Source organism: Komagataeibacter melomenusus, assembly GCF_013155395.1.
Classification (GTDB): domain Bacteria; phylum Pseudomonadota; class Alphaproteobacteria; order Acetobacterales; family Acetobacteraceae; genus Komagataeibacter; species Komagataeibacter melomenusus.
The window spans coordinates 27,333-53,967 of sequence record NZ_JABJWC010000020.1; the positions used below are offsets into that span (position 1 = coordinate 27,333).

27 protein-coding genes, 1 tRNA gene and 1 other RNA gene are annotated in these 26,635 nt (G+C 63.1%); 15 read left to right on the top strand and 14 right to left on the bottom strand.

What is annotated here, in order from left to right; genetic code table 11:
* Positions 1–6: 6 nt before the first annotated feature.
* Positions 7–534 (bottom strand): inorganic diphosphatase, encoded by a 528-nt coding sequence (ppa, locus tag HNW77_RS09235; RefSeq protein WP_172157153.1) that lies wholly within the window; start codon positions 532–534, stop codon positions 7–9.
* Positions 535–796: 262 nt separating this feature from the next.
* Here ppa and HNW77_RS09240 point away from each other — a divergent pair.
* From HNW77_RS09240 to HNW77_RS09255, 4 genes are all read left to right on the top strand, one after another.
* Positions 797–870: transfer RNA gene (locus HNW77_RS09240), tRNA-Ile, on the top strand.
* 99 nt (positions 871–969) lie between these two features.
* Positions 970–2,649, top strand: coding sequence for an energy-dependent translational throttle protein EttA (gene ettA / locus HNW77_RS09245; protein WP_172157155.1), 1,680 nt, complete (start codon positions 970–972; stop codon positions 2,647–2,649).
* A gap of 75 nt (positions 2,650–2,724) precedes the next feature.
* The gene (locus HNW77_RS09250) at positions 2,725–3,255 is read left to right on the top strand and encodes a GNAT family N-acetyltransferase (protein ID WP_172157157.1); all 531 of its coding nucleotides are present in this window, start codon (positions 2,725–2,727) and stop codon (positions 3,253–3,255) included.
* Between the two features lie 123 nt (positions 3,256–3,378).
* Positions 3,379–4,362, top strand: a complete 984-nt coding sequence (locus tag HNW77_RS09255) for an isoaspartyl peptidase/L-asparaginase (RefSeq protein WP_172157159.1) — start codon at positions 3,379–3,381, stop codon at positions 4,360–4,362.
* Positions 4,363–4,382: 20 nt separating this feature from the next.
* Here the strand turns inward: HNW77_RS09255 and HNW77_RS09260 are convergent, their stop codons facing one another.
* From HNW77_RS09260 to HNW77_RS09270, 3 genes are read right to left on the bottom strand one after another with little or no spacing between them, the layout of a single operon-like run.
* Positions 4,383–4,628, bottom strand: coding sequence for a hypothetical protein (locus HNW77_RS09260; RefSeq protein WP_172157161.1), 246 nt, complete (start codon positions 4,626–4,628; stop codon positions 4,383–4,385).
* 17 nt (positions 4,629–4,645) lie between these two features.
* The gene (locus HNW77_RS09265; RefSeq protein ID WP_172157163.1) at positions 4,646–5,728 is read right to left on the bottom strand and encodes a hypothetical protein; all 1,083 of its coding nucleotides are present in this window, start codon (positions 5,726–5,728) and stop codon (positions 4,646–4,648) included.
* Between the two features lie 4 nt (positions 5,729–5,732).
* On the bottom strand, positions 5,733–6,701 hold the full coding sequence (locus HNW77_RS09270) for a glycosyltransferase family 2 protein (RefSeq protein ID WP_172157165.1): 969 nt from the start codon (positions 6,699–6,701) through the stop codon (positions 5,733–5,735).
* On the opposite strand from HNW77_RS09270, the gene HNW77_RS09275 reads away from it, so the two are divergent.
* Positions 6,615–6,803 (top strand): hypothetical protein, encoded by a 189-nt coding sequence (locus tag HNW77_RS09275; protein ID WP_172157119.1) that lies wholly within the window; start codon positions 6,615–6,617, stop codon positions 6,801–6,803. The genes HNW77_RS09270 and HNW77_RS09275 overlap by 87 nt on opposite strands.
* Before the next feature lie 166 nt (positions 6,804–6,969).
* On the opposite strand, the gene HNW77_RS09280 is transcribed toward HNW77_RS09275, so the two are convergent.
* The 3 genes from HNW77_RS09280 to thyX form a co-directional block, all read right to left on the bottom strand.
* Positions 6,970–7,584, bottom strand: coding sequence for an MlaC/ttg2D family ABC transporter substrate-binding protein (locus HNW77_RS09280; protein WP_172157167.1), 615 nt, complete (start codon positions 7,582–7,584; stop codon positions 6,970–6,972).
* A 19-nt stretch (positions 7,585–7,603) separates the two neighbouring features.
* The gene (locus tag HNW77_RS09285) at positions 7,604–8,338 is read right to left on the bottom strand and encodes an MlaA family lipoprotein (protein WP_187353223.1); all 735 of its coding nucleotides are present in this window, start codon (positions 8,336–8,338) and stop codon (positions 7,604–7,606) included.
* A gap of 419 nt (positions 8,339–8,757) precedes the next feature.
* Positions 8,758–9,714, bottom strand: coding sequence for an FAD-dependent thymidylate synthase (gene thyX / locus HNW77_RS09290; RefSeq protein WP_172157199.1), 957 nt, complete (start codon positions 9,712–9,714; stop codon positions 8,758–8,760).
* Between the two features lie 278 nt (positions 9,715–9,992).
* Here thyX and ssrA point away from each other — a divergent pair.
* The 4 genes from ssrA (at position 9,993) to HNW77_RS09310 (ending at position 13,304) form a co-directional block, all read left to right on the top strand.
* Positions 9,993–10,314, top strand: a transfer-messenger RNA (tmRNA) gene (gene ssrA, locus HNW77_RS09295).
* A gap of 194 nt (positions 10,315–10,508) precedes the next feature.
* A complete protein-coding gene (locus HNW77_RS09300) occupies positions 10,509–11,084 on the top strand; it encodes an SspB family protein (RefSeq protein WP_172157169.1) in 576 nt (191 codons plus the stop codon).
* A gap of 109 nt (positions 11,085–11,193) precedes the next feature.
* Positions 11,194–12,846 (top strand): fumarate hydratase, encoded by a 1,653-nt coding sequence (locus tag HNW77_RS09305; RefSeq protein WP_172157171.1) that lies wholly within the window; start codon positions 11,194–11,196, stop codon positions 12,844–12,846.
* Between the two features lie 65 nt (positions 12,847–12,911).
* Entirely contained in the window at positions 12,912–13,304 is a 393-nt protein-coding gene (locus HNW77_RS09310; RefSeq protein WP_061272305.1) for a VOC family protein, read from the top strand.
* 89 nt (positions 13,305–13,393) lie between these two features.
* Here HNW77_RS09310 and HNW77_RS09315 read toward each other — a convergent pair whose 3' ends face one another.
* Both HNW77_RS09315 and HNW77_RS09320 read right to left on the bottom strand, forming a co-directional pair.
* Entirely contained in the window at positions 13,394–13,888 is a 495-nt protein-coding gene (locus HNW77_RS09315; protein ID WP_172157172.1) for a kinase inhibitor, read from the bottom strand.
* 61 nt (positions 13,889–13,949) lie between these two features.
* Positions 13,950–14,177, bottom strand: a complete 228-nt coding sequence (locus HNW77_RS09320; RefSeq protein WP_061272309.1) for a hypothetical protein — start codon at positions 14,175–14,177, stop codon at positions 13,950–13,952.
* A 310-nt stretch (positions 14,178–14,487) separates the two neighbouring features.
* On the opposite strand from HNW77_RS09320, the gene queA reads away from it, so the two are divergent.
* Genes queA through HNW77_RS09345 form a run of 5 tightly spaced genes read left to right on the top strand, consistent with a single transcriptional unit; the run spans position 14,488 to position 18,909 of the window.
* Positions 14,488–15,546 carry a tRNA preQ1(34) S-adenosylmethionine ribosyltransferase-isomerase QueA gene (gene queA, locus HNW77_RS09325; RefSeq protein ID WP_172157173.1) on the top strand — a complete coding sequence of 353 codons (1,059 nt, stop codon included), beginning with the start codon at positions 14,488–14,490 and terminating at the stop codon, positions 15,544–15,546.
* Positions 15,543–16,703 carry a tRNA guanosine(34) transglycosylase Tgt gene (tgt, locus tag HNW77_RS09330; protein WP_172157174.1) on the top strand — a complete coding sequence of 387 codons (1,161 nt, stop codon included), beginning with the start codon at positions 15,543–15,545 and terminating at the stop codon, positions 16,701–16,703. Before queA ends, tgt begins: the two co-directional genes overlap by 4 nt.
* On the top strand, positions 16,703–17,770 hold the full coding sequence (queG, locus tag HNW77_RS09335; RefSeq protein WP_172157175.1) for a tRNA epoxyqueuosine(34) reductase QueG: 1,068 nt from the start codon (positions 16,703–16,705) through the stop codon (positions 17,768–17,770). The genes tgt and queG overlap by 1 nt, the downstream gene beginning before the upstream one ends.
* Complete coding sequence (locus tag HNW77_RS09340; RefSeq protein WP_241694377.1) at positions 17,767–18,066, top strand: ribbon-helix-helix domain-containing protein; 300 nt, start codon at positions 17,767–17,769, stop codon at positions 18,064–18,066. Before queG ends, HNW77_RS09340 begins: the two co-directional genes overlap by 4 nt.
* A gap of 27 nt (positions 18,067–18,093) precedes the next feature.
* Positions 18,094–18,909, top strand: a complete 816-nt coding sequence (locus tag HNW77_RS09345) for a TerB family tellurite resistance protein (RefSeq protein ID WP_172157176.1) — start codon at positions 18,094–18,096, stop codon at positions 18,907–18,909.
* A 267-nt stretch (positions 18,910–19,176) separates the two neighbouring features.
* Here the strand turns inward: HNW77_RS09345 and mdoH are convergent, their stop codons facing one another.
* From mdoH to HNW77_RS09360, 3 genes are all read right to left on the bottom strand, one after another.
* Entirely contained in the window at positions 19,177–21,351 is a 2,175-nt protein-coding gene (gene mdoH, locus HNW77_RS09350; protein ID WP_172157177.1) for a glucans biosynthesis glucosyltransferase MdoH, read from the bottom strand.
* Entirely contained in the window at positions 21,339–22,844 is a 1,506-nt protein-coding gene (locus tag HNW77_RS09355) for a glucan biosynthesis protein (RefSeq protein WP_172157203.1), read from the bottom strand. Before HNW77_RS09355 ends, mdoH begins: the two co-directional genes overlap by 13 nt.
* Before the next feature lie 135 nt (positions 22,845–22,979).
* On the bottom strand, positions 22,980–23,324 hold the full coding sequence (locus HNW77_RS09360; RefSeq protein WP_061272474.1) for a winged helix-turn-helix domain-containing protein: 345 nt from the start codon (positions 23,322–23,324) through the stop codon (positions 22,980–22,982).
* Between the two features lie 81 nt (positions 23,325–23,405).
* On the opposite strand from HNW77_RS09360, the gene HNW77_RS09365 reads away from it, so the two are divergent.
* Positions 23,406–23,939, top strand: coding sequence for a GNAT family N-acetyltransferase (locus tag HNW77_RS09365; protein WP_172157178.1), 534 nt, complete (start codon positions 23,406–23,408; stop codon positions 23,937–23,939).
* Between the two features lie 59 nt (positions 23,940–23,998).
* Here HNW77_RS09365 and HNW77_RS09370 read toward each other — a convergent pair whose 3' ends face one another.
* Positions 23,999–25,465: a mannitol dehydrogenase family protein gene (locus HNW77_RS09370; RefSeq protein ID WP_172157179.1), complete on the bottom strand. Its 1,467-nt coding sequence runs from the start codon at positions 25,463–25,465 to the stop codon at positions 23,999–24,001.
* An 18-nt stretch (positions 25,466–25,483) separates the two neighbouring features.
* Positions 25,484–26,632, bottom strand: a complete 1,149-nt coding sequence (locus tag HNW77_RS09375; RefSeq protein ID WP_172157180.1) for an FUSC family protein — start codon at positions 26,630–26,632, stop codon at positions 25,484–25,486.
* Positions 26,633–26,635: the final 3 nt, after the last annotated feature.

Below are 26,635 nucleotides of genomic sequence, written 5' to 3' on the forward strand. Positions count from 1 at the left end.
AACGTCTTATTTTCCAGCAACGGCCTTGACGGATTCAAGGATCACTTCGCCCGCGACCTTCTTGTCGGCCCAGCCTGCAACCTTGACCCACTTGCCCTTTTCCAGGTCCTTGTAGCGGGTGAAGAAGTGCTCGATCTCCTTGAGCACGATCTCGGGCAGGTCCTCGAGCTTTTCCACGTTGGAATAGTACGGATGCACCTTGTCGTGCGGCACGCAGATGATCTTCTCGTCCTGGCCACTCTCGTCTTCCATGCGCAGCACGCCGATGGGGCGCGCACGGACCACAACGCCCGGCACAACGGCGGCGGGCATCAGCACCAGCGCATCGGTCGGGTCGCCATCGGCGGCCAGCGTGTTGGGAATGAAGCCATAGGCCGCCGGATAGACCATGGGCGTGAACAGGATGCGGTCCACCACCAGCGCGCCGCTCTCCTTGTCGATTTCGTACTTGACGCCTGAACCCTGCGGAATTTCGATCACGACGTTGATGTCGTTGGGTACGTCCTTGCCGGGGGAAATCTTCGATACGTCCATTGCTGTTCAGGCCTCCTGCTGCCTGTATGTGCGTTAAGGGCCACCCCGGAGCGGAGCAGCATGAATTAACGGGGGGTGACGCTACATCTCCCACCGTTTTCTGTGCAAGTCATGTTCCGTGGCAGGGTGGCCAGCCATGAGCCAGATCATGAACCTGTTTTTTTTATGGCAATATCGCCCTGGCAGCGGAAAAAATTACGCACAAAAAGCCACGTTGATCTTGCCAAATCCCGCGACATGCGCGAGATCAGGGGCTGCCTGCGCGCCCGTAGCTCAATTGGTTAGAGCGGGCCGCTCATAACGGCTTGGTTGCGGGTTCAAGTCCTGCCGGGCGCAGGCTTTTCAGCATGCGGCACGGCGGGCATGCCCCGATTGTAGCCCATGCCGTGCGCTGACTTGACCATTTTCTCACCAGTTTATCAGGAGCCGACCGTCATGGCCGCCACGCAATATGTCTATGTGATGAAGGACCTGACCAAGGCGTATCCGGGTGGGCGTGAGGTCTTCAAGGGCATTACCCTGTCCTTCCTGCCGGGTGTCAAGATTGGCGTGCTCGGCGTCAACGGTGCCGGCAAGTCGACGCTGCTCAAGATCATGGCAGGCGTGGAAAAGGAATTCGGCGGCGAGGCCTGGGCGGCCGAGGGCGCGCGCGTGGGCTACCTCGAGCAGGAGCCCAAGCTCGATGAAAGCCTGACCGTTGGCGAGAACGTGGCCTTGGGCTTTGGCGAGCTGAAGAAGGCCGTGGACCGCTTCAACGAGATCTCGATGAAGTTCGCCGAGCCCATGAGCGATGACGAGATGAACACCCTGCTGGCTGAACAGGCCGAACTGCAGGAAGTGATCGACGCGGGCGATGGCTGGGAACTCGACCGCAAGCTCGAGATCGCGCTCGAGGCCCTGCGCTGCCCGCCAGCCGACAGCCCGGTGGACAAGCTCTCCGGTGGTGAGCGCCGCCGTGTTGCGCTGTGCCGCCTGCTGCTTGAAAAGCCCGACCTGCTGCTGCTCGATGAGCCGACCAACCACCTTGATGCGGAAAGCGTGTCCTGGCTGGAAAAGACGCTGCGTGACTACGAAGGCACCGTGATGGTCATTACCCATGACCGTTACTTCCTCGATAACGTCACCAACTGGATTTTGGAACTCGAGCGTGGCCGTGGCTATCCGTTCGAGGGCAACTACTCCTCCTGGCTGACCCAGAAGCGCAAGCGCCTGGCGCAGGAGGAAAAAGAAGAGAGTGCCCGCCAGCGCGCCCTTGCCGCCGAGCAGGAATGGATCGGCTCCTCGCCCAAGGCCCGCCAGGCCAAGAGCAAGTCGCGTATCGCGCGCTATGAGGAAATGCTGGCCCAGAACAACGAGAAGGCGAACGGCGTGGCCGATATCGTCATTCCGCCCGGCCCCCGCCTTGGCAGCACGGTGATCGAGGCCGAGGACCTGCGCAAGGGCTTTGGCAACCGCCTGCTGATCGATGACCTGAACTTCAAGCTGCCGCCGGGCGGCATCGTGGGCGTGATCGGGCCGAACGGCGCGGGCAAGTCCACCCTGTTCAAGATGATCATGGGGCAGGAAACACCCGATAGCGGCAAGCTTGTTATCGGGGACACGGTCAAGCTCGGCTACGTGGACCAGTCGCGCTTCAGCCTTGATGACGACAAGACCGTGTGGGAGGAAATCTCCGGCGGGACCGACGTGATCTACCTTGGCAAGCGCGCCGTGCCGTCGCGCGCCTATGTCGGCGCCTTCAACTTCAAGGGTGCTGACCAGCAGAAGAAGGTGGGCGTGCTCTCGGGTGGTGAGCGCAACCGCGTGCATCTGGCCAAGATGCTGCGGCAGGAAAGCAACGTGATCCTGCTCGATGAGCCGACCAACGACCTTGATGTCGATACGCTGCGCGCGCTGGAGGAGGCCTTGGCCGAATTCGCGGGCTGTGCCGTCATCATCAGCCATGACCGCTGGTTCCTTGACCGTCTGGCCACCCATATCCTCGCCTTTGAGGGCGACAGCCACGTGGAATGGTTCGAGGGTAACTTCCAGGCCTATGAGGAAGACAAGCGCCGCCGCCTGGGCCCGGATGCAACCGAGCCGAGCCGCATCAAGTACCGCCCCATCGAGCGCTGATTCCATTTGCCATCAGCCCCATTATCTGCCTTCAATAAAGACCGGGTTCACGCACCGGCTCTGGGGGAGGCAGTCATGGGATGTCGATATAACATACAGACAGGCCACCTGCAGCTTGATCCGGTCTCATGGACCGACCTTGAGGACGTGGTGCGGCTCAAGGCCAGCGCTGGCGTGACCGGGCGGCTGGCGGGCGGCGTATGCAACCGCATGCTGAGCGAGCAGGACATGCTGACCGACCTCATGAGCTGGGGCCGCGCAGGCGTGGGCATGTTTGCCGTGCGCCAGCAGGGGCGCTTCATCGGGCTGGCTGGCGTGCAGCCTTCGGCCACGGCGCCTGACTGCCATGAATTACAGTTCACCATGGTGCCCGGTGCGCGTGACACGGCGCTATCACGTGAGGCCGCCACCACGGCGCTGGCCTTTGCGCATGATGCGGGGGTGAGCCGCGTCATTGCCTATGTGCGCGAACATGACATCGTGGCCCGGCAGGTTTTTGGCGGGGCAGGCATGAGTGTGTGCGCCGACCGGCCTGAAGGCTGTGGGCCGGATATCCTGCTCTATCATAGCCTGCGTGGCGCGCCTTCAGGGGCCAGCCTGCATTGATGAAAAGTTCTTGGGTGTCGCCTTTTTCCAAAAGAGGCAGCCTGGCTGTGGGCGAAAGTAATCGTTTCCTGTCCGTATTATTTCTGTAAACTCGCTCCCTTGATTCTTCGGGGAGATTGACGGGTGAAAAGACTTTCTGCGGCGCTGGCCTGTCTGCTGTGTTCTGTAGCGGTGCCGGCCCATGCGGCTGATCCGGTGCTGGTCATTCATGGTGGGGCGGGCGTGATCCGCAAGGATATGACACCCGCGCGTGAAAAAGCGGTCAGGGCCGCGCTTAAACGCGCGTTGCGCACCGGTTATGCCAGGCTGAAAGCGGGCAGGCCCGCTGTCGAGGCTGTTGAAGCCGCCGTGCAGGTGCTTGAGGATAACCCTGAATTCAATGCAGGCAAGGGCGCGGTCTTTACGCATGACGGCCAGAACGAAATGGATGCGGCCATCATGGATGGCGCGACATTGCAGGCAGGCGCGATTGCGGGGGTGAAGCATGTACGCAACCCCATAACGCTGGCTACTGCCGTCATGATGCATTCACCCCATGTGTTCCTGATTGGCGATGGCGCGGAAGCCTTTGCCAGAACACAGGGCATTGCGCTGGTGGATACCGCCTATTTCCGCACGGACCGCCGCTGGGCGCAGTTGCAGGAGGCACTGGAGAAGGACCGGCAGAAGCAGGCGCAGGAAGCCGATACCCATCATGGCACGGTGGGCGCCGTGGCGCTTGACCGCAACGGCCACCTGGCCGCGGCAACCTCGACAGGGGGCCTGACAGACAAGATGTGGGGCCGCGTGGGCGATTCGCCCATCATCGGCGCGGGTACATACGCCAATGCAGGCTGCGCCATGTCAGGCACGGGCTGGGGCGAATATTACATTCGCACGGTTGCTGCCCATGAAATCTGCATGCGGGTGACGATGATGCACGAGCCGCTGGCACAGGCGGCCGATGAAGTGATCAACCACGAAATCCCCGCCCTTGGCGGCGATGGCGGCGCGATCCTGGTTGATGACAAAGGCAATATCGCCATGCCCTTCAATACCGATGGCATGTACCGGGGCTGGATGACGCATGATGGCGTGGTCCATGTCGCCATCCTGAAAGGGGACTGATCCTTCACGGCCCCATAGGGTCATGGGGTCTGTTGCAGCACACATTGACCGTGTTTGAGCTGGCATATCGGGTTGAAGCGCCAGGCATCCGTTTCGTGGTTGGCGGCGCGCAGCTCATTGTAGTTGTATTGGTCGGTAGACACGGTCTTTTTTATGAAATGGTCGATATAGTTCTCGCTTGCAGTCGGGTGCGCAGCCTTTATCAATACGAATATGTCGAACGACATGATCAATAATGAAAAGAAAATAATCAATTTTTTTGGCATCGTGCCAGAAACCTCGCCTAGAAAAAGTAGTGCGAATTGTTGAACCACATGGCTGAAATGGCCATGTTCAGGAAAAACAGGCATAAAACCGTGTAGTTTCTGAAATTATTGCTTTTGTTGTCAAATATATGGCAGAAAATCATAACGAACAGAGGGTTCCCCATGATGTATCGATGCAGGGAATCAACGCCTGAACTCAGGGCCACAAGGAAAGTGACCAGCAGGACCGATGTTTCCAGATACATGCGCTTCCTGAAACCGTAATACAGGAAAAACATGTCGATAAAAGCCGAGATCACCCCATTGATCCGGTGGCGGTGTGTAATGGAGTCGATGATCCAGGCGCCGGGAAAGCGGAAATAGCGCCCCCAGTTACTTTGCATGTGCGAAAATGCCAGCGCATCGCCTGTCAGGTAATAAAGATAGAGCATGTAAAGGGACAGGCCCAGGCTTGCGATCATGACCGGGAAAGCGCCGTTTAAAAAACCGTTCAGATCCCGGGTTTTAAGCGCATTGAGCATAAGATAGCCGCTACATGTTCCCACCAGCAGGATGCCTGTGGGGCGTGTCAGGGTTACCAGGAAAGCGCAGACAAAGAGCGGCATATATTTCCGCTCGCGTGTCAGGTAGAGAATGAATATGGTGAGTATGCCATATATGCATTCAGTATATTGTATTTTATACCAAAGAGAGAATGGCGCGAGACAGAGTAGTATTATAAAAAGATAACACTTACTTTGACTTATAAACCTTCTATAATATAAGGCTGAAACCGTGACCATCAGGAAAAACAGCGCCTGATTGACAAGCAGCGCCGAGGCTTCAGCACTCAGGCCCGTGAGATACCGGACAGACGCTGCAATTCCGGGGAAAAGGGGAAAGAACGGCCATGCGGCTTTGCCCATCTGGTAAGGGACCAGATAGGTCTGGGGCCTGTATCCGTGCAGGATGATATCCCTGTACCACAGGCAGTCCCATTTGCAGGTACTATAGGTCAGGCCCCCAAACGGGATTGTCTGGAGGTCGAAGATGGCAAGGGACAGGGCAGATATGATAAATGAAAAAAGGAATATTTTATTTTTATAAAGATCTTTTTTCACTGCCTTAGTCCCATTTTTTTGAATTATTTACATACCGCTCTACAATATATAATGGGCGTTGCTTGGTTTCATTAAATACACGACCCAGATATTCCCCTATGATGCCCATTGCCATGAGCTGTATCCCCCCCAGAAACAGGATGGCCGTCATGAGGCTGGGATAACCTGAAACGCTATTGCCGAAAATCAGGGTTCTGATCAGCAGGAACGTGCCATAAAACAGCGCAACAGTGGATGTGATCAGGCCGATATAGGTGGCGATCTTGAGGGGAACGGTGGTGAAGGAGGTAATGCCTTCAAGCGCGAAATTCCACAGTTTCCAGTAATTGAAGCTGCTGTAGCCGCCGTAGCGCGCATCGCGGTCATATAAAACGGCCCGGCTGGGAAAGCCAATCCAGGCGAACAGCCCTTTCATGAAGCGATGGCGCTCGCGCAGCGAGAGGAGGGCATCAAGCGCGCGGCGGCTGATCAGGCGGAAATCACCCGTATCGGGCGGAATGGTGATGCGGTTGCTCAGGCCGACCATAACGCGGTAGAACACAAAGGCGGTAAGGCGCTTCAGCCAGCTATCCGTTTTTCTGGAGCGCCGCTGCGCATAGACCGTGTCCACGTCCTTATAGGCGGCGATCAGATCCGTGATGACTTCCGGCGGGTCCTGCAGGTCGGCATCGATGATGATGACCGCATCCGTTCCCCGCGCGTGATCAAGCCCTGCGGTGAGGCAGATTTCCTTGCCAAAATTGCGCGACAGGTTGAGATAGGCGATGTTGTCGGCCTTCTCCCCCAGGGCCGTGATGACTTCAGCCGTATCATCGGTCGAGCCGTCATTGACATACACGACTTCCCACGTCTTCCCTGTCATCTGCATGACATTGAAGAGGCGTTCATGGAACACACGCAGGTTTTCCCCTTCATTGTAACAGGGAACAACGACGCTGTATTCCGGAAGCGGCAGGGACTCTTTGGACGTCATGAAGCTGAAGACAATATGGGCATGGGGTTAATCGACGCACAGGAGGGGTTTGAGCATACTTTCTGCGTTATCGCAAAAAACATCGGTGCAAAAATCCCGTAAAATGAAGAGGGAAGACTTCCTGCATCGCGCCATGCGGCGGCCCCTTATGGCATATCAGGCACCCGGACATCAAACGGCTAATGGGTCCGTGCCGCCATCATTAAAAAAGCCGGCGTGAAACCGGCTTGTCTATGCGCCATGCCTGCCCCCGCAGGGGCAGGTTTTTTTAGTGATGGTTGGCGATCTGCTTGTCGAGCGCACGCAGCAGGGCGTCCACATTGCCGCCATTGCGTGCAATGAAGGAGCCGTAATCCTGCCGCTGGGTCAGGCGCAGGCTTGCCCCTTCGCCCACCACGTCCACCACCTTGGGGCTGCCGCTGGCGGTGCTGATGATCCACTGCGTATCGGCCCCCGGCTGGCCGGGGCGGTTGATGACGGTAGAGACAGCCGTGTCATCGCCCGAGGGGGCGCTTGTGCCGACCACGAAGGTCACGCCACGATAGTCGCCGATCTTGTCGGTAATGGCGTTGACCAGCACCTGATGGAACAGCTTGATGTAGCGGGCCTGCTGGTCCGGGGTTGCGGTGCGCCAGTAGCGGCCCAGGCAGTAGCGGCCGATGGCGTCAACATCCACATACTGTTCGAGCAGGGGCAGGATGTCCTGCTTCTTTTTTTCCAGCGAGATATCGCTGTTGACCACGCCAACGAGCTTGCTGCCAAACATGGTGACGAAGGAACGGGCCTGCGCGCCGGCATCAACCGCCCATGCTGAAGCAACAGGCATGGTGGCGAGTGCTGCCAGCAGGGCCAGTGCGTGGCGACGGGGGATGAATCTCTGCATCGCTGTGTCCCTTTATTGGTTATTTCGTGTGGTACCAGTCGGGCACGGTGGCCCGGTGGTCGTTCTTTATGGCTTCGGCCATGGCCTTGCGCTGCTGCTGGTAGGCGCTGCGGATGGTGGCGTAGGGATCGAGCGAATCCTTCATCACCTGGTCAAGCGCATCGACATTGGTGGCCATGCCATTGATGGTGCCCATGATGTTGTAGGCCCAGTTGAAGGTCAGCAGCCCGTAGCCACGCGGCACGTAGTTCCATGGCGAGAGGCCCACGTCGATGCCGTAGCCGATGCCGTCACGGAAGGAGGACGGGCCAAGCACCGGCAGGAACAGGTACGGCCCCGAGGGCACGCCCCATGTGGCCAGTGTCAGGCCGGCATCATTGTCATGGTGCTTGTAGCCCGCATAGTTCGCCACATCGATCAGCCCGCCGATGCCGACCGTCATGTTGATGCACCAGCGCACGAAGGCGTCACCCGCGCGGCGGGGCCTGCCTGCGCCCACGTCGTTAAAGAACACCACCGGCTCGTTCATGGTCTGGTACAGGCCGCCAAACGCATTGCGCAGCGGGCGCGGCACGGCCCAGATATAGGCCTTGGCCACCGGGCGCAGGGTGTATTTGTTGGCCCACATGGTAATGCCGAAGGCCTTGCGGTTCAGCTTTTCGTAGCGGTCGTTGGCTTCCTTGTATTCAGCCAGGGCGTCCGGGTCGGTAGGGGGCGGGGCCGCGCATGAGGCAAGCCCCAGCAGGCCCAGCATCACCCCCACGACGCGCAGCGCCGGTCGACGCGGGGACGGGAACGGGCGGGACGACCAAGAATTCGATCCTGTCTCTGCGCGCATACTCGTTTCCGCTTCCCTCTGTCTTCGCTTCACCGCCATGCTGGCATGGCGGGGTGGCCCAATGTGTTTGCAAGAATCCTGAACCGGGCGATACCGCCCCTTTCTCGCGTCACTCTCTAGCATGGGATGGCTGTTGTGCAATCCGCTAGCCCGATGATGAGGGAAGATTGTGGCTGCCCTGCAGGATGCACATGGGGCTGAACCCGGCCCGGAGTGGCCGGGGTGAAGGGGATGCTGGCAGAATTGCCGCGTTGGGTGTGACGTAAAATCCACATCCCCTCAACGCCACCGCAGCGGAGCGGTGGCACCGGATCACGCTTTGTTGAACGCGCCGGTCAGCCCTGGCGGACCAGCCGGGGCGCGATTTCGGGGAACATCTCGCCAAGTTCGCGCGCCTCGCGCCTGCTCAGCCCGTGGGTTGCAGGATCGATATCCTGCCCACTCATGGCCACGCGCAGCACGCGCAGCGCCGGGCCGGACAGCAGCACGGCATCGCGCATGTAGTCGGTAAACGCCTCGAAGGTGAACGGCGCCCATTTTTCCACGATCTGCAGGATGGCGTCGGCATAGGCGCGGATTTCGTACTGGGCGTGGCTGTCGGCGCGCAGCCGCAGGAAGTGCAGCAGGTTCCACAGGTTAATCTGCCAGTAGAACTGCGTCATGATGTTGACCGGCAGGTTCATGCGCGCAAGCTCGCGGGCGATGGCCGGGCGCGCGGGGTCGCGCTTCTCGCCGTTTTCGTCTTCGTTGAGCAGGTCGAGATAGTGGTCGTAGCACCGCGCGGCGTCATCACGCAGGATGTCGAGCACCTGCTGTGCCTGCTCGGGCGGCAGGGCATCGGCGCGGCCCTGCTTGTTGCTGGTGGACTGGGTGGCGATGTCCTCGGGGCGGGGGAAGTAGAATTCCTTCTCCAGCACGGAGTAGCGCGCCGAGTATTCATTGATGCTGGCCGTGCGGTGGCGGAACCACTGGCGGGTGACGAAAATGGGCGCGCGCACATGCAGCTTGATCACGGCCAGTTCGAACGGGCTGGTGTGGCGGTGGCGCATGAGGTAGCGGATCAGGCCCCGGTCATCGGACGTGCTGCGCGTGCCCTTGCCGTAGGAGACGCGCGCGCCCTGCACGATGCCGCTATCGCCGCCCATGTAGTCCACCGCGCGCACGAATCCGGTCTCGAGCACCGGAATGGGGGAATACAGCACGTCTTCCACTGCGGGCACGACCAGGCGGCGGGTCTGGGCCCATCCGGCGCGGGCTGCCTCGATGGCTGATTTCTGCTCGCTGGAAAACATGTGTTCTACCGCCTCGCTCATATGCATCACCACAAGGACGCGGGCCATACCATACGGGCCAGACCCTGTGCCAGACCATATGCAGGCGGCATGTCCCGCCAGCAGCCCGCATGGGCTGTCCCGGCCGTGTGGCCCTGACCCGTTTTTGCGGCCGTATCATGGCGCATGGCCTGGTGTGGGGGCAATCGCGTTCATGGCGGGATGATTTTCTGGCAGGCACAAAAATCCATCTGCCGGGCGTGGGTGCAATCGTGGCGGATGGACCGCGCGCTCGCGCAGCACTTGCCAGATGCGGGGCGAATGCCTATGTTGGAAAGTGCAGGAGGGGCTTGCCCCTTGGCTATGGCGATAAACGGCGCGTGGAATAAGTGTTGTGGACCCGGGGGCGGTACCCGGCGTCTCCACCAGTTTCCCTCCAGATGGGGGATATGGGGACGAAACAGGCTCGACACGCATGGTAAAGACCCGCCTTTTGCCCGGCATTGTACCACCGTTATCGGGCTAAATCACAAGTGCCAACGATAACTCAGAGGTGCTCGCTGTCGCTGCATAAGCGATAAGCGCGGTTCGGGAGGGCACCGGGCAACAGAAGCCCTCCCACCTTTCTTTCTGCTCATGTTAGGTTGATGGCGCGGTATCCGCTTCGTGAAGGGATGCCGCCCGCGGGTGGCTTGCCATGCCATGAAGTTTGACGCACAGCTTGGTGCTGTGGCACGGCGTGGTCCGAACCCGCATGTCTGCAAAAATCCGTTCCGGGTCAGCATTGCCCGGGCGGATGTACGGAGAAGTCCGAAATGTCCGATGATCATGATGAGGAAAACGGTTTTGACACCGCCCTCCCTGACAGCCTCATGCCCTATGATTCCTGGATCGAGGATTCATATCGCCATGTCATGCTGCGCGCGCTCGATTACGCCGCAGAGCACGGCCTGCCCGGCGATCATCATTTCTACCTGACATTCAGGACCGACTGGCCGGGCGTTGAAATGCCCGACCGCCTGCGCGCGCAGTACCCGCACGAAATCACCATCGTGCTCCAGCACCAGTTCTGGGATCTCAAGGTGGATCGCGCCCGCCAGATCGTTTCGGTCGGGCTGTCGTTTGGCGGCGTGCCCTCCACGCTGGTGATTCCGGTGGCCGCCATCTCCACCTTTGCCGATCCGCATATCCGCCTTGCCCTGCGCTTCACCGTGCCCGAGCAGCCGCCCGTGGCGGTCGCGCCTGCGGGTGAAAACGTGGTGCCGGTACAGCCTGCCCCCGCCGTGCAGGCAGCCCCGCCGCAGGCACGCCCGGAGGCTGAGGGCGGCGAAGACTCGCAGGTCGTAAGCCTTGCCGCCTTCCGCAAGCGGGGACCGGGCGGGCCGGGCTAGGCTGCGCCACACCAACCATCCGGGTGCGCCGGATGCACCGGACGCGCCCTGATTCCATAACGCCGCCACCTGGAACCAATCCGGGGGAAAAGGCAGAGGAGAGTGTCCGTTGAACGTATCCGCACCCGCGCGCAAGCCATTCGTGTATGGCCCGCTCTTTCCGTTGCATGATGATGACACACCGTGGAAGAAGCTTGAGATCGAGGGCATCACCACCTCGACCCTCGCGGGCCGCACGGTGGTCCATATCCGCCCCGAGGCGCTGACCGCTCTGGCCGCGCGCGCCTTCAACGACGTGGCGCACCTGCTGCGGCCGGGCCATCTGGCGCAACTGGCCAAGATCCTCAAGGACCCCGAGGCATCGGAGAACGACCGCTTCGTGGCGATGGACCTGCTCAAGAACGCCTGCATCGCGGCGGGTGGCGTGCTGCCCATGTGCCAGGATACCGGCACGGCCATCGTGTACGGCAAGAAGGGCCAGCGCGTGTGGGTGGATGGCAATGAGGAGGAAGCCTTCTCGCGCGGGGTGTATGATACCTATACCGGCACGGCGCTGCGCTATTCGCAGATGGCCCCGGTTTCCATGTTCGAGGAAGTGAATACCGGCACCAACCTGCCGGTGCAGTTCCATATCTCGGCCACGCCGGGCGACTACCATGCCGAGCAGATGGACCTGATGTTCATCGCCAAGGGCGGCGGGTCGGCCAACAAGACCTTCCTGTTCCAGGAGACACGCGCACTCCTCTCGAACAAGGAAAACCTGCTGAAATGGCTGGACGGCAAGATCCGCACGCTCGGCACCTCGGCGTGCCCGCCCTATCACCTTGCGGTGGTGATTGGCGGCATGTCCGCCGAGCAGAACCTCGAGACCGTCAAGCTGGCCTCAACCCGCTGGCTCGACAGCCTGCCCACCGAGGGCAGCGTGCATGGCCATGCCTTCCGTGATCTTGAGATGGAAGCGGAAATCCACAAGCTGACCCAGCGCCTCGGCATTGGCGCGCAGTTTGGCGGCAAGTATTTCTGCCACGACGTGCGCGTGGTGCGCCTGCCGCGCCATGGCGCGTCGCTGCCGGTGGGAATCGGGGTGTCGTGCTCGGCTGACCGGCAGGTCAAGGCGCGGATTACGGGCGATGGCGTGTTTCTGGAACAGCTCGAGACCGATCCCGCCCGCTTCCTGCCCGAGACCACGGATGACGACCTTGAGGGCGAGGCGGTGCAGATCGACCTCAACCAGCCGATGGACGAGATCCGCCGCAAGCTTTCGCAATACCCCGTGCGCACGCGCCTGTCACTGACCGGCACGATGGTGGTGGCGCGTGACATCGCCCACGCCAAGTTCCGCGAACGGCTGGAGAAGGGCGAGGGGCTGCCGCAATACCTCAAGGATCATCCCGTCTATTACGCAGGCCCGGCCAAGACGCCCGAAGGCATGCCCACCGGCGCGTTCGGCCCCACCACGGCTGGCCGCATGGACAGCTATGTGGCCATGCTGCAGAAGGCAGGCGGCTCGTACATCATGCTGGCCAAGGGCAACCGCTCGAAGGCTGTGCGCACTGCGTGCCAGGAATATGGCGGCTTCTATCTCGGCTCCGTCGGCGGGCCTGCCGCCCGTCTGGCGCAGGACTGCATCCGCAAGGTCGAGGTGCTGGAATACCCCGAACTGGGCATGGAAGCGGTGTGGAAGATCGAGGTCGAGAATTTTCCGGCCTTTATCGTGATCGACGACAAGGGTAATGATTTTTATGATGGCCTGACCGGCTGAACGTTACCCTATGGGGCGTCCGGCCTGCCTGAGTCGGGCCGGACAACCGAAGGTTAGGGAGCGCCATGCGTTTTACCGTCGATCGTCTTGACCACCTTGTGGTGAGTGTGCGCGACCTTGAGGTCTCGGCCTCATGGTACCAGCGCGTGCTGGGTATGGAGCGCGAGGAATACGGGCGCAACAACCGCACGGCGCTGAAATTCGGCGGCCAGAAAATCAACCTCCGCCCCCACGGGGCCGAGGGCTGGGTGACGGCGGAAGATGCGCTGCCCGGCACCAATGACCTGTGCTTCACCACAGCGCTCAACAGCGTGGACGTGATTGAACACCTGGAAAAATGCGGCGTGCGCGTGACCGAGGGCCCGGTGGCCCGGCTGGGAGCACTTGGGCCGGTCACATCGGTCTACTGCCATGACCCGGATGGCAACCTGATCGAGATCGCCTCGTATCAGGGGTAGTATCGGATAAAAGTTTTTGGTGAAGCTTTTTTCAAAAAGCTGCAAAAAACGCCGCCTTTTCAAAAAAAGGCGGCGCCCGAAACCGTTTCTTATTTCGGCTTCTTGCCATAAACGGCAGTGAGCCTGGCCGAGCCAAGGCTGTGCTGGTTGATCACAAATCCCACCATTGCGCCCGAGGCATCGCTCGGCAGTTCGATCTGCGCGATATCGAGCGCGTGAATGGTGAAGATGTAATGGTGGTCAGGCCCCGGCGGGGGGGCGGCGCCGCCATACACGTTGCCGCCAAAGTCGGTGCGCGTCATCTCGGCATGTTCGGGCAGGCTGTTGTCGCCCGAGCCAGCACCGGCGGGCAGCGCGGTGACGGTGGCGGGAATGTTGATGACAACCCAGTGCCACCAGCCCGAGCCGGTGGGGGCATCGGGGTCGTACATGGTGATGGCGAAGCTCTTGGTGCCCGCGGGCGGGTCCTGCCATGCCAGCGGCGGCGAGATGTTGCCGCCGCAATAGCCCATGCCTTCAAACACCTGAGCTTCAGGCAGGCGGTCGCCATCCTTGAAGGAGCGGCTGGTCAGTGTAAACGTCATGTGGGTTTCCTGCTTTTCGTGCCGGGGGGCGCGAATAGGGGGCGAAGAACGGTGCCGCGCATTACCAGTTCTGGCTGATCAGCCAGAATTCTTCCGAGGTCAGGGTAATGACCTGGTCGTTGTTCTTGCTCTCGGCGGCGGCGCGGGCCAGGGCCTCGATGCGCTGGATCATGATGGTCTTGCGCTGGTGGGCTTCGCTGCGGTCCTTTTCTTCCACCGTCTCGAGCACATGCAGCGCGGTCTTGCAGGCGCGGGCAATGCGGACGGCATCAAGGGCGGCGTAGGACATGGTCATAACTCCGTAAATTGCGCGGCATCCGGCCAGGCCGGGTGCGGGCGGGAACATTCCCGTGCGGGAATCGCTGCCGCATTGTGGCTTTCCCGGCCGCGTCTGTCCAACACCGCCATGCAGCAGGCGCACGAAGCGTATTGAAAAACGGAATAAAAGTTTTTGGGTGCCTCCTTTTTGAAAAAAGCCTCACCCAAAACTTTCTCCTGCGTCGCAGGGCATGCCGTGGATGGCTTTCCAGCATCTTCTTTATGGGGCATGCAAGAGTTCGTGCTGGCAACTGGGGTGCGGATTCCGTAAAGGGAGCCGCATGACGGATCTGGTTTCTGATTTCGATTTCACCCTCCCGCCCGCGCGCATCGCCGACCACCCGGCCCGCCCGCGTGACAGCGCGCGCCTGCTTGATGTGCCCGTGGCAGGCCCCTTCATCGACCGCCACGTGCGCGACCTGCCGGGCTGCCTGCGCGCGGGCGACATCCTGGTGGCCAATGACACGGCGGTGATCCCCGCCCAGCTTGCCGCCATGCGCGGCGAGGCGAAGATCGGGATCACGCTCGACCGCATCCTGCCCGATGGGTCATGGCACGTGCTGGCCCGCAATGCCCGCCGCCTGCGGCCGGGCGATACGCTCACCTTTGGCCGCAGCCCCGTTACGGCGGAGGTCATCAGCCGGGGCGATGCGGGTGATGTGACCCTGCGCTTCAGCGCCGAGGGGGCAGCCTTCGACCAGTTCCTGCATGATGCGGGCAAGCTGGCCCTGCCGCCCTATATCGCCCGCCCCGATGGCCCGACCGAGGCGGACCGCAAGGACTACAGCACCATCTTCGCCCAGCACCGCGGTGCCGTGGCCGCCCCCACGGCAGGGCTGCACTTTACGCCGGACCTGCTGGGCGCCCTCGACAGGGCAGGTGTCATCCGCCAGACCCTGACGCTGCATGTGGGCGCGGGCACCTTCCTGCCCATGCGCAGCGACCAGATTTCCGCCCACCGCATGCATGCCGAGCGCGGCACCATCTCGCCGCATGCGGCGCAGCGCATCAATGCCGCGCGGGCGGCGGGCGGGCGGATCGTGGCCGTGGGCACCACCTCGCTGCGCCTGCTCGAGAGTGCCACGGATGAAAACGGCATCGTCCATCCCTTCCATGGCGAGACATCCATCTTCATCAGGCCGGGCTACCGCTTCCGTGCGGTGGATGTGCTGCTGACCAATTTCCACCTGCCGCGCTCCACGCTGTTCATGCTGGTCTGCGCCTTTGGCGGCCACCGGCGCATGCAGGCGGCCTATGCCCATGCCATCGCCAGTGGCTACCGCTTCTATTCCTATGGCGATGCCTGCCTGCTGCACCGCACCGAAGGAGACCTGCCATGACCACCTTTAGCTGGCGGCCCGAAGCCCGCTCCGGCCACGCCCGCGCGGGCTGGCTCGACACCGCGCATGGCACGGTGGCCACCCCCACCTTCATGCCCGTGGGCACGGTGGGCACGGTCAAGGCCATGACGATGGACAGCGTGCGCTCCACGGGCGCTGGCATTGTGCTGGGCAACACCTATCACCTCATGCTGCGCCCCGGCGCCGAGCGGGTGCGCCAGCTTGGCGGGCTGCACCGCTTCATGGACTGGCCGGGGCCGATCCTGACCGATTCGGGCGGGTTCCAGGTCATGTCGCTCGGCCCGCTGCGCAAGCTGGACCCCGATGGCGTGACCTTCCGCTCGCATATCGATGGCTCGAAGCATCGCCTCACACCCGAGCGCTCGACCGACATCCAGCACGCGCTCGATGCTACCATCAGCATGTGCTTTGACGAATGCCCCGCCCTGCCCGCGGCCCCGGAGGTGATTGCCAAGTCCATGCGCATGTCGATGCGCTGGGCCGAGCGGTGCCGCACGGCCTTCGTGCAGCGGCCCGGCTATGCGCAGTACGGCATCATCCAGGGGGGCACCGAGCCGGAACTGCGTGCCGAGAGTGTCAGGGCGCTGACGGGCATAGGCTTCGAGGGCTACGCCATTGGCGGGCTTGCGGTGGGGGAAGGGCAGGACCTTATGTTCTCTACCCTCGAGGCCACCGTGCCACTCATCCCCGATGGCAGCCCGCGCTACCTGATGGGGGTCGGCACGCCCGATGACCTGCTCGGCGCGGTGGAGCGCGGGGTGGACATGTTCGACTGCGTCATGCCCACGCGGGCGGGGCGCACGGCGCGTGCCTATACCGAGCGCGGCACGCTCAACATCCGCAACGCCCGGCATGCCAGCGACTCGCGGCCCATCTCGCCGCATTGCGACTGCCTGGCCTGCTCACGCCACAGCCGCGCCTACCTGCACCACCTGTTCCGCGCCAACGAGATGCTGGGGCCGATGCTGCTGACATGGCACAACATCGCCTATTACCAGCGACTCATGCGCGGCATGCGGGCGGCCATTGTCGATGGCACGTTCGCAGCCCATGCCACCCACCTGCGGGCTGAGTGGGCAATGGCGGACTGGAGCGGGGATGAAATGCCCTTTCCCGACATCCCGCCCGTGCCCTGATGGCACAGGTATCGCCTGATCCGGCCCGGCTTGCGGCCCGCATTGCCGAACATGCGCGCGTGCTGGGCTTTGATGCCGTGGGCTTTGCGCCCGCGCGGCTGGATGATGCGACGCGCGCCCGCCTGGCTGCCTTTGTTGAAAACGGCTTTGCCGGCAGCATGGGCTGGATGGCCGAGCGCATGGCCCAGCGCGGCGATCCCCGCACCCTGTGGCCCGAGGTGCGCAGCGTGATCGCGCTGGGGCTGAACTACGCGCCACCGGGCGACGTGCTGGCCACCACGCGGGTGCCCGATGCGGGCAATATTTCCGTCTATGCCCGCAACCGCGACTATCATGACGTGGTCAAGGGCATGCTCAAGCATCTGGCGCAGTTCGTGGTCAATGAGGGCAGGCGGGCGGGCTGTGAGGCGCAGGTCAAGGTGTTTGTCGATACCGCCCCGGTGATGGAAAAACCGCTGGCGCACAAGGCGGGGCTGGGCTGGCAGGGCAAGCACACGTCGCTGGTGTCGCGCCAGCACGGCAGCTGGCTGTTCCTGGGCGAGGTCTATACCACGCTCGACCTGCCGCAATCCGCCCCCTCGGGCGGGGGATGCGGCACCTGCACCCGCTGCCTCGAGGCCTGCCCGACCGATGCCTTTCCTGCGCCGGGCGTAATGGATGCGCGGCGCTGCATTTCCTACCTCACCATCGAGAACCGCGACCCGATTCCCCAGACCCTGCGCCCGGCCATGGGCAACCGCATCTATGGCTGCGACGATTGCCTTGCCGTGTGCCCGTGGAACCGATTCGCGCAGGCCACCCGCCACATGAAGCTTGCCGCGCGTGAGGACCTGCACGCCCCCGCGCTGCGCGAACTGGCAGGCCTGGATGATGCAGCCTTCCGGGCGCGTTTTTCCGGCTCGCCCATCAAGCGCATCGGCCGCAACCGCTTCGTGCGTAACGTGGCGGTGGCCATTGGCAATAGCGGGCAGGCTTCCCTGCGCCCGGCAGTCGCCCGCCTGTGCAATGACCCTGATCCCGTCGTGGCCGAGGCCGCACAATGGGCCACGCTGCGGCTGCCCGCATGAGCGATCGGCCCGCCATGCCGCTGCCCGCCCAGCGGGGTGCCAGGATGCTGCACAAGCGCAGCCTCAACCTGTCGGGCCACCGCACCAGTGTGGCGCTGGAGCCGGAGTTCTGGCACGCGCTGCACCTCATTGCCCAGGCTCGCGGGCTGGCGCTGGCCGCCCTTGTGGGGCAGGTCGATGCCGCGCGCCCGCCCGACCGGCCTCTGGCGTCCGCCCTGCGGGTGGAGGCATTGCGGCAGTGGATGCCAGCCCTGCCCGAAACGGCGGACGGGGAAGGGCAAGATCAGTTGGGTTGAGCAGGCAAGTCGTGCTAGCGTTGGGGCATGGCAATCTGGGGCAAGATTTTTGGTGGCGTTGCGGGGTTCGCGGTTGGCGGCCCCATGGGCGCGGTCGTGGGCACGGCGCTCGGGCACGCGGCGGATAACGGCTCATTGCTGGAAACCCCGGCAGGCGGCTGGACCGACCGCTGGGGCCCGCGGCTCAATGCCGACCCCAACGGGGCGGCCACCTTCATGGCCGCCAAGATGGCGGCTGCCATGGGCAAGCGCGACCAGTTGTACGGGCTGGTCATCATCATCCTGTCCGCCAAGGTGGCCAAGTGCGACGGGCCGGTGAACCGCGCCGAGATCGACGCCTTCAAGCGCCGCTTCCACCTCCCGCCCGAGAACATGAAGGAAGTGGGCCGCCTGTTCGACAATGCCCGCCAGCGCACCGATGACTACAAGGCCTTCGCCACCGAGCTTGGCCGCGCCTTTGCCAACAAGACTGACATGCTCGAAGAGGCACTCGCCGCGCTGTTCGTCATCGCCCGCGCCGATGGTGAGGTAAACATGCGTGAGGAAGCCTTCCTGCGCGGCGTGCATAAGGCCTTCAACCTCAGCCCGGGTGCCTGGGACCGCGCGCGCGAAGGCGGCGCCCGCCCCGGCGTGAGCGAAATCGATGCCTATGAGGTGCTGGGCATCTCCCGTAATGCCAGCAATGACGAGGTGCGCGTGGTCTGGCGCCGCCTCGTGCGTGAGCATCACCCCGATGTGCTGGCCGCGCGTGGGGCGAGTGAGGCCATCCGCGCGCAGGGCGAGGCCCGCATTGCCCAGATCAACGCAGCGTGGGACCGGATCAAGCGGGATCGCAAGCTGTAATATTATATAATCGGGCAGTTCTTCTTTGTAAAAAGAACCAGGGACCCTGCTTTTCAAAGTAAAAGTTTTTGGTGAAGCTTTTTTCAAAAAGCTTCAAAAAAGAACGCCGCCTTTTTGAAAAAAGGCGGCGCTCGGAAACGCTTATTATTCTAGAGCAGATCCAGTTTGAATGGATCCATTCAAACTGGTGAAGATGCTCGATAAACAATGAGTTGGAGCAATTCCACTGAGCCAGGGTTCAGTGGAATTGCTCTAGGTCAGCACATATCAGGGTAGCTGCGCCAGCAGGTGCAGCCCTTCTGCGCTGCCCAGCACGGCGGATTTTTCCGCGCGGTTGAGTTCGCGCACTGCCGTGGCCAGGTCAGGTGCTTCGCGCAGCTTGAGCAGCCCTACGAGGAGTGCCGGGTTGATCGGGTCGCCCCGCCTGCGTGGCGGCGGCAGCATGATCTCATGCACCCGCAACAGCCCCGCGCGGGCACGCAGGGCGGCGATGGCCTCCTGTATCGGGCGGCCCGCCATCTGGCCCATATAGGCCACGGCCTCGTGCAGCACCGGCGGCGGGTCCGTCTCCTCGGGGATGAGCAGCAGCCGCGCGCGCCGCAGGGCCTGGCCCGCGGCTTCGCTGCCGGTCAGGGCGGCCAGCGGAATGGCGCAGACCAGCCCCAGCGTGACCGGCAGCATCCACAAGAACAGCGGCAGCGACACGCTCCACGCCGCCCCCGCCAGCGCAATGCCCAGCACCGTATGCAGCCAGTACAGCCGCACGTTCTGCATGATCTGCAGGCCGCCTGCATCACGCCGCTGCGCATTCCAGCCGGAATCACGGCCGAGCAGGATGGACAGCACGCCCGCCGTCTGGATCATCATGGCAATGGGCGCGATCAGGCCGCCGATCACGGTCTCGACCACAATGGACGCAGCCGCCATGATCGCGCCGCCGCAGCCCCGGCGCAGCGGGCCATCAATGAGCAGCAGCATGTAGGCCAGGATCTTGGGGGCAAGCAGCACGATCATGGTGCCGATGAACATGTATTCCGCCTGCACGGGGTCAACATGCGGCCAGTGCGGGTAGAGCAGCTTGGTATCGCCAAAATATTCCGGCTTGTAAAAGCGGTTCTGCAACGAGACCAAGATGCCCACGAGCAGGAAGATCAGCCACAGCGGCGCGGTGACATAGGAGCCGATGCCCATGAGCATGTGCATGCGGCTGACCCAGTGCAGCCCCCGCGCGGGCAGCACCTTGGCGTGCTGCAGGTTGCCCTGGCACCAGCGCCGGTCACGGATGGCGATATCGGTCAGCGAGGGCGGGCTTTCCTCATACGACCCCATCAGGGCGGGCACCATGTGAATGGCCCAGCCGCCCCGGCGCATCAGGGCCGCCTCCACAAAGTCATGGCTCAGGATCGCGCCGCCAAAGGGCTTGCGCCCCGGCAGGTGCGGCATGCCCGCCTGCTCGGCAAAGGCTGCGGTGCGGATGACCGCGTTATGCCCCCAGTAATTGCCCTCCGACCCATGCCACCAGGCAATGCCGTGGGCGATCAGCGGGCCGTACACGCGGCCTGCGAACTGCTGCATGCGCGCAAACAGCGTGCGCCCGTTCACGATCACCGGCAGGGACTGGATCAGGGCCACGCCGGGGTTGCTTTCCATGGCCGCGGTCAGGCGCACGATCACATCACCCGACATGACGCTGTCGGCATCGAGCGTGATCATCTGCTGGTAGGCCGCGCCGTAGGTGCGCACCCATTCACCGATATTGCCAGCCTTGCGGTCGGTATTGACCGCGCGCCTGCGGTAGAACAGCCGCCCGCCCCAGCCCGTGGCGCGGCACAGGGCCATGTAGGCGGCTTCCTCCGCCACCCAGATGTCGGGATCGGTGGTGTCGGACAGGATGAACACGTCAAACGCGCGTTCCTGCCGCGTGGCCCCCAGGCTGTCGATGGTGGCGCGCAGCCCGGCCATGACCCGGCCCGGATCTTCGTTATAAGTGGGCATGAGCAGCGCCGTGCGGGTGGTGACCCGCGGCAGCGCCCCGCTGCGCTTGATGCCAAGCCCCAGCCCGCCATGGGCCAGCATGGAGGCAAAGCCCGCCAGCGCCGAGGTAAAGGCCAGCGCAATCCATAAAAACAGCATGACGAACAGCAGCAGCATGACCATGCCCGCCACCGAGCGCTGCACGGCATTGAACACGAGGTCCATCTCGTAACCGGCCATGCCGGTCATGGCCACGGCACCGCCAATCACCAAAAGCCGCCGCAGCCCGATCAGCCGCCATTGGGTGGCGGGCACCGGGCCGCGACCATGCCGGTCGGGATCGGTTTCGAGCGCGCGCACGGGCATGTCGAGCGGGGCGGCAGGGGGCAGGGCGGCCCAGCCCTGCGGCAGCAGGCTGGCAGGTGCTGCAGGCTGCGCCGGGTATGGGGGCGCCCCTACGGCGTCCATCGATAGACCCATTCTTCCGATACGGGGCCGTTATCATCGGCCAGCACGCAGTTCAGTTCCGCAACCTTCGCATCGCCGGGGGCAAACTCGAACGTGCTGCGCCAGCCATGGATGGGTTCGACCGGCTCGACCACCACATTGCGGATCTCACCCGCCGAGGCGCGGCATTGCAGGTGGAAATGCGGGTTGTCGGGCAGCCTGTCAAAAGGCGTGCCGGTAAAATCGAGGTCGAAGAAGCGCGTATGCGAATCATCGGTGGACTCTCCCACCCGGGTGGCGGCAATACGCGCGAGCTTTGTGGGCCACGGCGTGTCCCAACCCCAGTACATGCGGTAGGTGAACACGTATTCGCGCCCTGCGGCCAGCGGCTCCTGCGGGCGCCAGAACGAGACGATGTTGTCATTGACCTCGTTGGGGGTGGGAATTTCCACCAGGTCGACAGCGCCTGCCCCCCAGTCCCCGATCGGCTCGATCCATAGCGAGGGGCGCTTTTCATAATTCAGCGCCACATCCTCGAAATCGGTGAAGGCACGCTTGCGCTGCATCAGGCCAAAGCCATGCGGCCGCACATCGGTAAAGGCGGAGAACTGGAGGTCGCGCGGGTTGCGCAGCGGCCGCCACAACTGCTGGCCGCTGCCGGTCCACATGGAGAGGCCCTCGCTGTCATGGGCGGCGGGGCGCCAGTCATCGACGCGCGAGCGGTCATTGGCATCAAAATAGAACATGCCGGTCAGGGGGGCTATGCCGGACTCGGTAATCGCCTTGCGCGGATAAAGCGAGGACTGCACGTCAAACACCGTGGTCTCGCCGGGGCGGATGGTAAAGCGGAACGCCCCGGTGAGCGAGGGGCTGTCAAGCAGCGCATGCAGCACCACGCTATCCACGCCCGCCTTGGGTTTTTCCAGCCAGAAGGCGCGGAACAGGGCGAATTCCTCGCCCGTCGGGTCGCCGGTGCCATTGGCGAAGCCACGGGCGGACAGGCCATAGGTCTGCCCCTTGGCCACGGCGCGGAAATAGGATGCGCCAAGGAAGACGCAGAACTCTTCCATCACGCCCGGCGTATTGATGGGCGCGCGCAGGCGCAGCCCGGCAAAGCCGATGTCATCATTCACGCGCAGGGCGGGGTCGTTGAAGGTAAACATGTCGGGGTTGAAGGCGATGGGGCGGCTCTGGCCGTCAACCACCTCGTTCATGTCGATACGGGGCGCGTACAGATAGCCACGGGGAAAGAACTCGACCTCGAAACCGAGGTTCTCGCCATGCCACAATGCCTGCTCGGGGCGGTAGGCCATGGAATTGTACTGATCGAAATTGAGGTTGCGCAAAGGTGCTGGCAGCGACTGGGAAGGCGGCTGGTATGCCTGCTGCGATAACTGATGGGCCAGCGTGCGAACCGTGTTGGAGTCAAAATTGCTGCTCTGGGTTGCCCTTGCCGCGCGTGGCGCGGCAAACCCAACGACCGACAGGGCGGACAGGGCCGTGCCCGCTTTCATGAAATTACGTCGTAACACCTAATTCAACTCCAGTCCGTTCTTCTTTTCAGGAGTGCTGCCACACTATTCTTTATTTTTTACCATTGGGCAAAGGTACTTATGCCACAACCGTGATCAGCAGTGCTGATGGCTTTTTCACGGCGTGGATGAACACATACCTGCCAATGTTTCAAGTGGGCCCCGTACTGCCTCGCGCGCGGCCTGCTCGATTTCACGATACAGGCGCAGCACGGCCTCGCCCTCCGCCGAAAGGCCGGCCCCGCCGCCGCCGCCCGGCCGCGCGCTGACCAGCGGGCGGGCAAATGTGGTATTCATCGCCTCGACCAGCAGCCAGGCGCGCCGGTAGGACATGCCCATGGCCCGCGCTGCCGCCGAGATCGAGCCGGTCTCGCCAATCTGTTCGAGCAGTCGGATCTTGCCATGCCCGAGCAGGGGCGTGCCATTGGCGTCGAGCCGCAAGGTCAGGCGCATCTGTGTCATATTTTCCATACTCCCGGCAGCCGCTATGATAATGGCTCCTTCTACCTGAAATATCCTTGTCTGGAATGGATTTTTCCCATCATGCACCAAGCCGCCCTCCCATCGGGGGCGCCTGCCACCGCATGGGCCCCGATGCAGCCGGGCCATCTGCCCGCGGTGGTGGCGCTCGCCGCCCGCCTGCACCCCGGCTGCCCCGAGCGGGCGGAGGTGCTTGATGAACGCCGCAGGCTGTGCCCGGCGGGCTGCCGGGTATTGCTGGCGGAAAACGGGCAGGCGGGTGGCTACATGCTGAGCCACCCGTGGCGCATGGGCTGCCCGCCCGCGCTCGATACCCCTCTTGGCCGCCTGCCCGCCCGGCCTGATTGCTGGTATCTCCACGATATCGCCATCGACCCCGCCCTGCGTGGCCAGGGCCATGCCCATGCGGCGCTAAGCCATATCAGCGCGCAGGCCCGTGTGCATGGCGTGCAATGGCTGGCCCTGATGGCGGCGGAAGGGGCCCGCACGCTCTGGGCGCATCTGGGCTTTGCGCCAATACCTGACGTGCCCGCCGCCATTACCGCAAGTTATGGCGCGGATGCCTGCCCCATGCGCCGGGCGTTACCGGGTGGCTGACATATTTCAAAATAATAAAAGTCATGAAGCCTTGTGAAAAAAGCTTCACCAGAGGCGTTTTACAGGTTCTGCATGACCGCTCGCACGCCGCGTTCACGGATGGCGTGGCGCGTTTTGACCACGGCGGCATCAAGCGCGATCGAATCCATGTCGCGCCAGCCATCAAAGGCAGGCAGGGCAAGGGCTGCCGCAAGATTGGCCTCATTGACCAGCGCCATGTCATCGGCATCAAGCGTGGGTTCAAGCGGGGCGTAGCTTTCGCCCTTCTCGTCACGGCCGCGCAGCATTTCCAGATAGGCGGCAATGCCAAAGGCGATGCGGCCCAGATCATGCCCGCTCTCCAGCGAGCGGCGCACCGTATCGGTCCAGAACACCCGCACTTTCGAGGCCCCGTCGCTACAGATCCGCAACAGCGTATCGGCCACCGCCTGGTTGGAGAAACGGCTGAGCAGGCGCAGGCGATAGGCATCAAGGTCGAAACCGGCGGGCGCATCGATCTGGGGCATGGCATCCAGCGTCCAGTAGGCATTGGCCAGGCGCTCGAGGTCGGCATCCGCCACGGTTTCATGCGCGTAGCGGTAGCCCAGCAGCAGCCCTGCGGCACCGAGCAGGATGTGCCCGGCATTGAGCATGCGCACCTTCACCTGCTCGTAGCCTGCCACGTCATCCACAAACTGCACGCCTGCCTTTTCCAGCGCGGGGCGGCCGTTGCAGAAATTGTCCTCCAGCACCCACTGGCTGAAATCCTCCGCCAGCACGGGCAGCGCGTCATCCAGCCCGCTGGCCGCGTTCAGCGCCTGGCGCGTGGCCCGGTCCACGCCGGGCGTGATGCGATCCACCATGGAGCACGGAAAGGTCACGCTGGCCTCGATCCAGTCGGCCAGATCGGGGTCAACCGCGCGCGCATAGCCCACAAAGGCCGCCCGCGCGACATGGCCATTGCTGCGCAGGTTATCGCATGAGAGCACGGTAAAGGGCGGCAGGCCCGCCTCGCGCCTGCGGCGCAGCCCCTCCACCACGTAACCGAACACGGTGGATGGCCTGCGCGGATGGGCAAGGTCCGCGCTCACGCCTGCCTCATCAAGGCGGAAGCGGCCGGTTTCCTCATCGATATTGTAGCCGCCTTCGGTAATCGTCATGCTGACGATGCGCGTCTCGGGGTCTGCCAGGCGGGCCAGCACGGCCTCGGGGTCGGTGGGGGCGAGCAGGTATTCGCGCAATGCCCCGATGATGGAGACGGTGCGCGCGCCATCCGCCGCCACCTCGGTCAGGGAATACAGGCAGTCCTGCTGCTGGAACTGGCGCGCCTTGGCCTCCCCGCGCGGGCCGCCATTGAGCCCCACGCCCACGATGCCCCACTGCGCCTGGCCCGGCAGGCCAAGGCACCGGTTGACGTACCACGCCTCATGCGCGCGAAAGAAATTGCCCACGCCAAAATGCACGATCCCTCGCCCCACCGCCTCGCGCCTGTATGGCAGCGCCTGCACGCCAGCGGGAAGGGTGGTGAGGGTTGTTTCGTTCAGCATGGTGTTCTTGCGCTCCTTCTAGGGTGAGGGGCGGGCACGACCCTCCGGCAGGGGGACGGACGCAGCCTTGCCCGCAGGTTCGAATCCGGCCTCGGCCACCAGCGGGTGGCCATCAAGCGGGAACGGACCATCATCCGTGCGCCCGTCCGACCAGATATTTCGCACGGCCAGCCGCATGTCGGCATGCAGCAGCCCTAAAGCGAAACGCATGACAGGGGTCCAGTGTTCCCTGCCCTGCTGCTGTTCAAGCCGGTCGAGCAGGGGGCGCATGTCATCATCGGGCAGGGTGTGGCCCCGGCGGGTCGCGGCCAGCCGGTCGCACCGCGCGGCCATCTGGCCCAGTATATCGACCAGCATGTCGCGCTCATGGGCAAGGATATCACCCGTACGGGCGGTCTCGCCCTCGGTGCCCGCGCGCGCGATGAAAATGGCATCCGAGCGGATCCGGCGCAAAAGCCCCGGCAGGCGCAGCACCAGCGGGTCATGCTTCGCCAGCGAGGACGGGTGCTCCACCTCCGCCTCCTGCACGCCGTCATTCATGTCCTGCAGCAGGGAGCGGCACATCGTATCGATGGTGGCCAGCGCATCGTGGTCGGGGTGGTTCTGCAATGCCCCCGAAAGCAGGTCCGACAGGCGGCGCAGCAGGCTTGCGGCATTGCCCAGCACCTCGCGCCGCGCCTCGCCACGCAGCACGAAGAACGAGACAGCGAATGATACCACCACCCCGGTCATGATCGAGGCGATGCGTTGCAGCGGGCGCGAAAACGGCTCGCCCGTGGCGGGGAACAGCAGCACCACCATGAGGGTGACAATGGCCACCCGCATCTTGGGCCGCAGCGCCACCAGCACGGCAAGCGGCATGAGCATGACCCAGAACACCATGCCCACCGAGAGCGTGGTGTACTGCTCGAGCGCAATGGCGGACATGCCCGCCGCAGCCCCGATGAGCGTGCCCACGATCTGCTCGCGCCCGGTAGACAACGTCTGCGTCAGGCGGCTTTGGGTAATGACGATGACCGAGGTGATGAGCGCCCAGACCGGCTCATCAAGATGGATGATGGTGGCGACAATGCCGGACAGGATGAGCGAGACATTCATCCGCACGACCTGCCGCCACGTGCCCCGCCCCATGATGGAATAAAAGAGTGTCTTCACGCGTTCCGGCATGCG

Coding starts and splice junctions, on each gene's coding strand:
- HNW77_RS09340 (WP_241694377.1), top strand. CDS start 17,767: ATGAGCGATCGGCCCGCCATGCCGCTGCCCGCCCAGCGGGGTGCCAGG.
- HNW77_RS09370 (WP_172157179.1), bottom strand. CDS start 25,465: ATGCTGAACGAAACAACCCTCACCACCCTTCCCGCTGGCGTGCAGGCG.
- HNW77_RS09275 (WP_172157119.1), top strand. CDS start 6,615: ATGGAACACACGCAGGTTTTCCCCTTCATTGTAACAGGGAACAACGAC.
- HNW77_RS09260 (WP_172157161.1), bottom strand. CDS start 4,628: ATGCCAAAAAAATTGATTATTTTCTTTTCATTATTGATCATGTCGTTC.
- HNW77_RS09280 (WP_172157167.1), bottom strand. CDS start 7,584: ATGCAGAGATTCATCCCCCGTCGCCACGCACTGGCCCTGCTGGCAGCA.
- tgt (WP_172157174.1), top strand. CDS start 15,543: ATGACCACCTTTAGCTGGCGGCCCGAAGCCCGCTCCGGCCACGCCCGC.
- HNW77_RS09355 (WP_172157203.1), bottom strand. CDS start 22,844: ATGAAAGCGGGCACGGCCCTGTCCGCCCTGTCGGTCGTTGGGTTTGCC.
- ppa (WP_172157153.1), bottom strand. CDS start 534: ATGGACGTATCGAAGATTTCCCCCGGCAAGGACGTACCCAACGACATC.
- thyX (WP_172157199.1), bottom strand. CDS start 9,714: ATGTTTTCCAGCGAGCAGAAATCAGCCATCGAGGCAGCCCGCGCCGGA.
- HNW77_RS09375 (WP_172157180.1), bottom strand. CDS start 26,632: ATGCCGGAACGCGTGAAGACACTCTTTTATTCCATCATGGGGCGGGGC.
- HNW77_RS09250 (WP_172157157.1), top strand. CDS start 2,725: ATGGGATGTCGATATAACATACAGACAGGCCACCTGCAGCTTGATCCG.
- HNW77_RS09300 (WP_172157169.1), top strand. CDS start 10,509: ATGTCCGATGATCATGATGAGGAAAACGGTTTTGACACCGCCCTCCCT.
- HNW77_RS09320 (WP_061272309.1), bottom strand. CDS start 14,177: ATGTCCTACGCCGCCCTTGATGCCGTCCGCATTGCCCGCGCCTGCAAG.
- ettA (WP_172157155.1), top strand. CDS start 970: ATGGCCGCCACGCAATATGTCTATGTGATGAAGGACCTGACCAAGGCG.
- mdoH (WP_172157177.1), bottom strand. CDS start 21,351: ATGGACGCCGTAGGGGCGCCCCCATACCCGGCGCAGCCTGCAGCACCT.
- queG (WP_172157175.1), top strand. CDS start 16,703: ATGGCACAGGTATCGCCTGATCCGGCCCGGCTTGCGGCCCGCATTGCC.
- HNW77_RS09345 (WP_172157176.1), top strand. CDS start 18,094: ATGGCAATCTGGGGCAAGATTTTTGGTGGCGTTGCGGGGTTCGCGGTT.
- HNW77_RS09285 (WP_187353223.1), bottom strand. CDS start 8,338: ATGCTGGGCCTGCTGGGGCTTGCCTCATGCGCGGCCCCGCCCCCTACC.
- HNW77_RS09310 (WP_061272305.1), top strand. CDS start 12,912: ATGCGTTTTACCGTCGATCGTCTTGACCACCTTGTGGTGAGTGTGCGC.
- HNW77_RS09360 (WP_061272474.1), bottom strand. CDS start 23,324: ATGACACAGATGCGCCTGACCTTGCGGCTCGACGCCAATGGCACGCCC.
- queA (WP_172157173.1), top strand. CDS start 14,488: ATGACGGATCTGGTTTCTGATTTCGATTTCACCCTCCCGCCCGCGCGC.
- HNW77_RS09315 (WP_172157172.1), bottom strand. CDS start 13,888: ATGACGTTTACACTGACCAGCCGCTCCTTCAAGGATGGCGACCGCCTG.
- HNW77_RS09270 (WP_172157165.1), bottom strand. CDS start 6,701: ATGACGTCCAAAGAGTCCCTGCCGCTTCCGGAATACAGCGTCGTTGTT.
- HNW77_RS09365 (WP_172157178.1), top strand. CDS start 23,406: ATGCACCAAGCCGCCCTCCCATCGGGGGCGCCTGCCACCGCATGGGCC.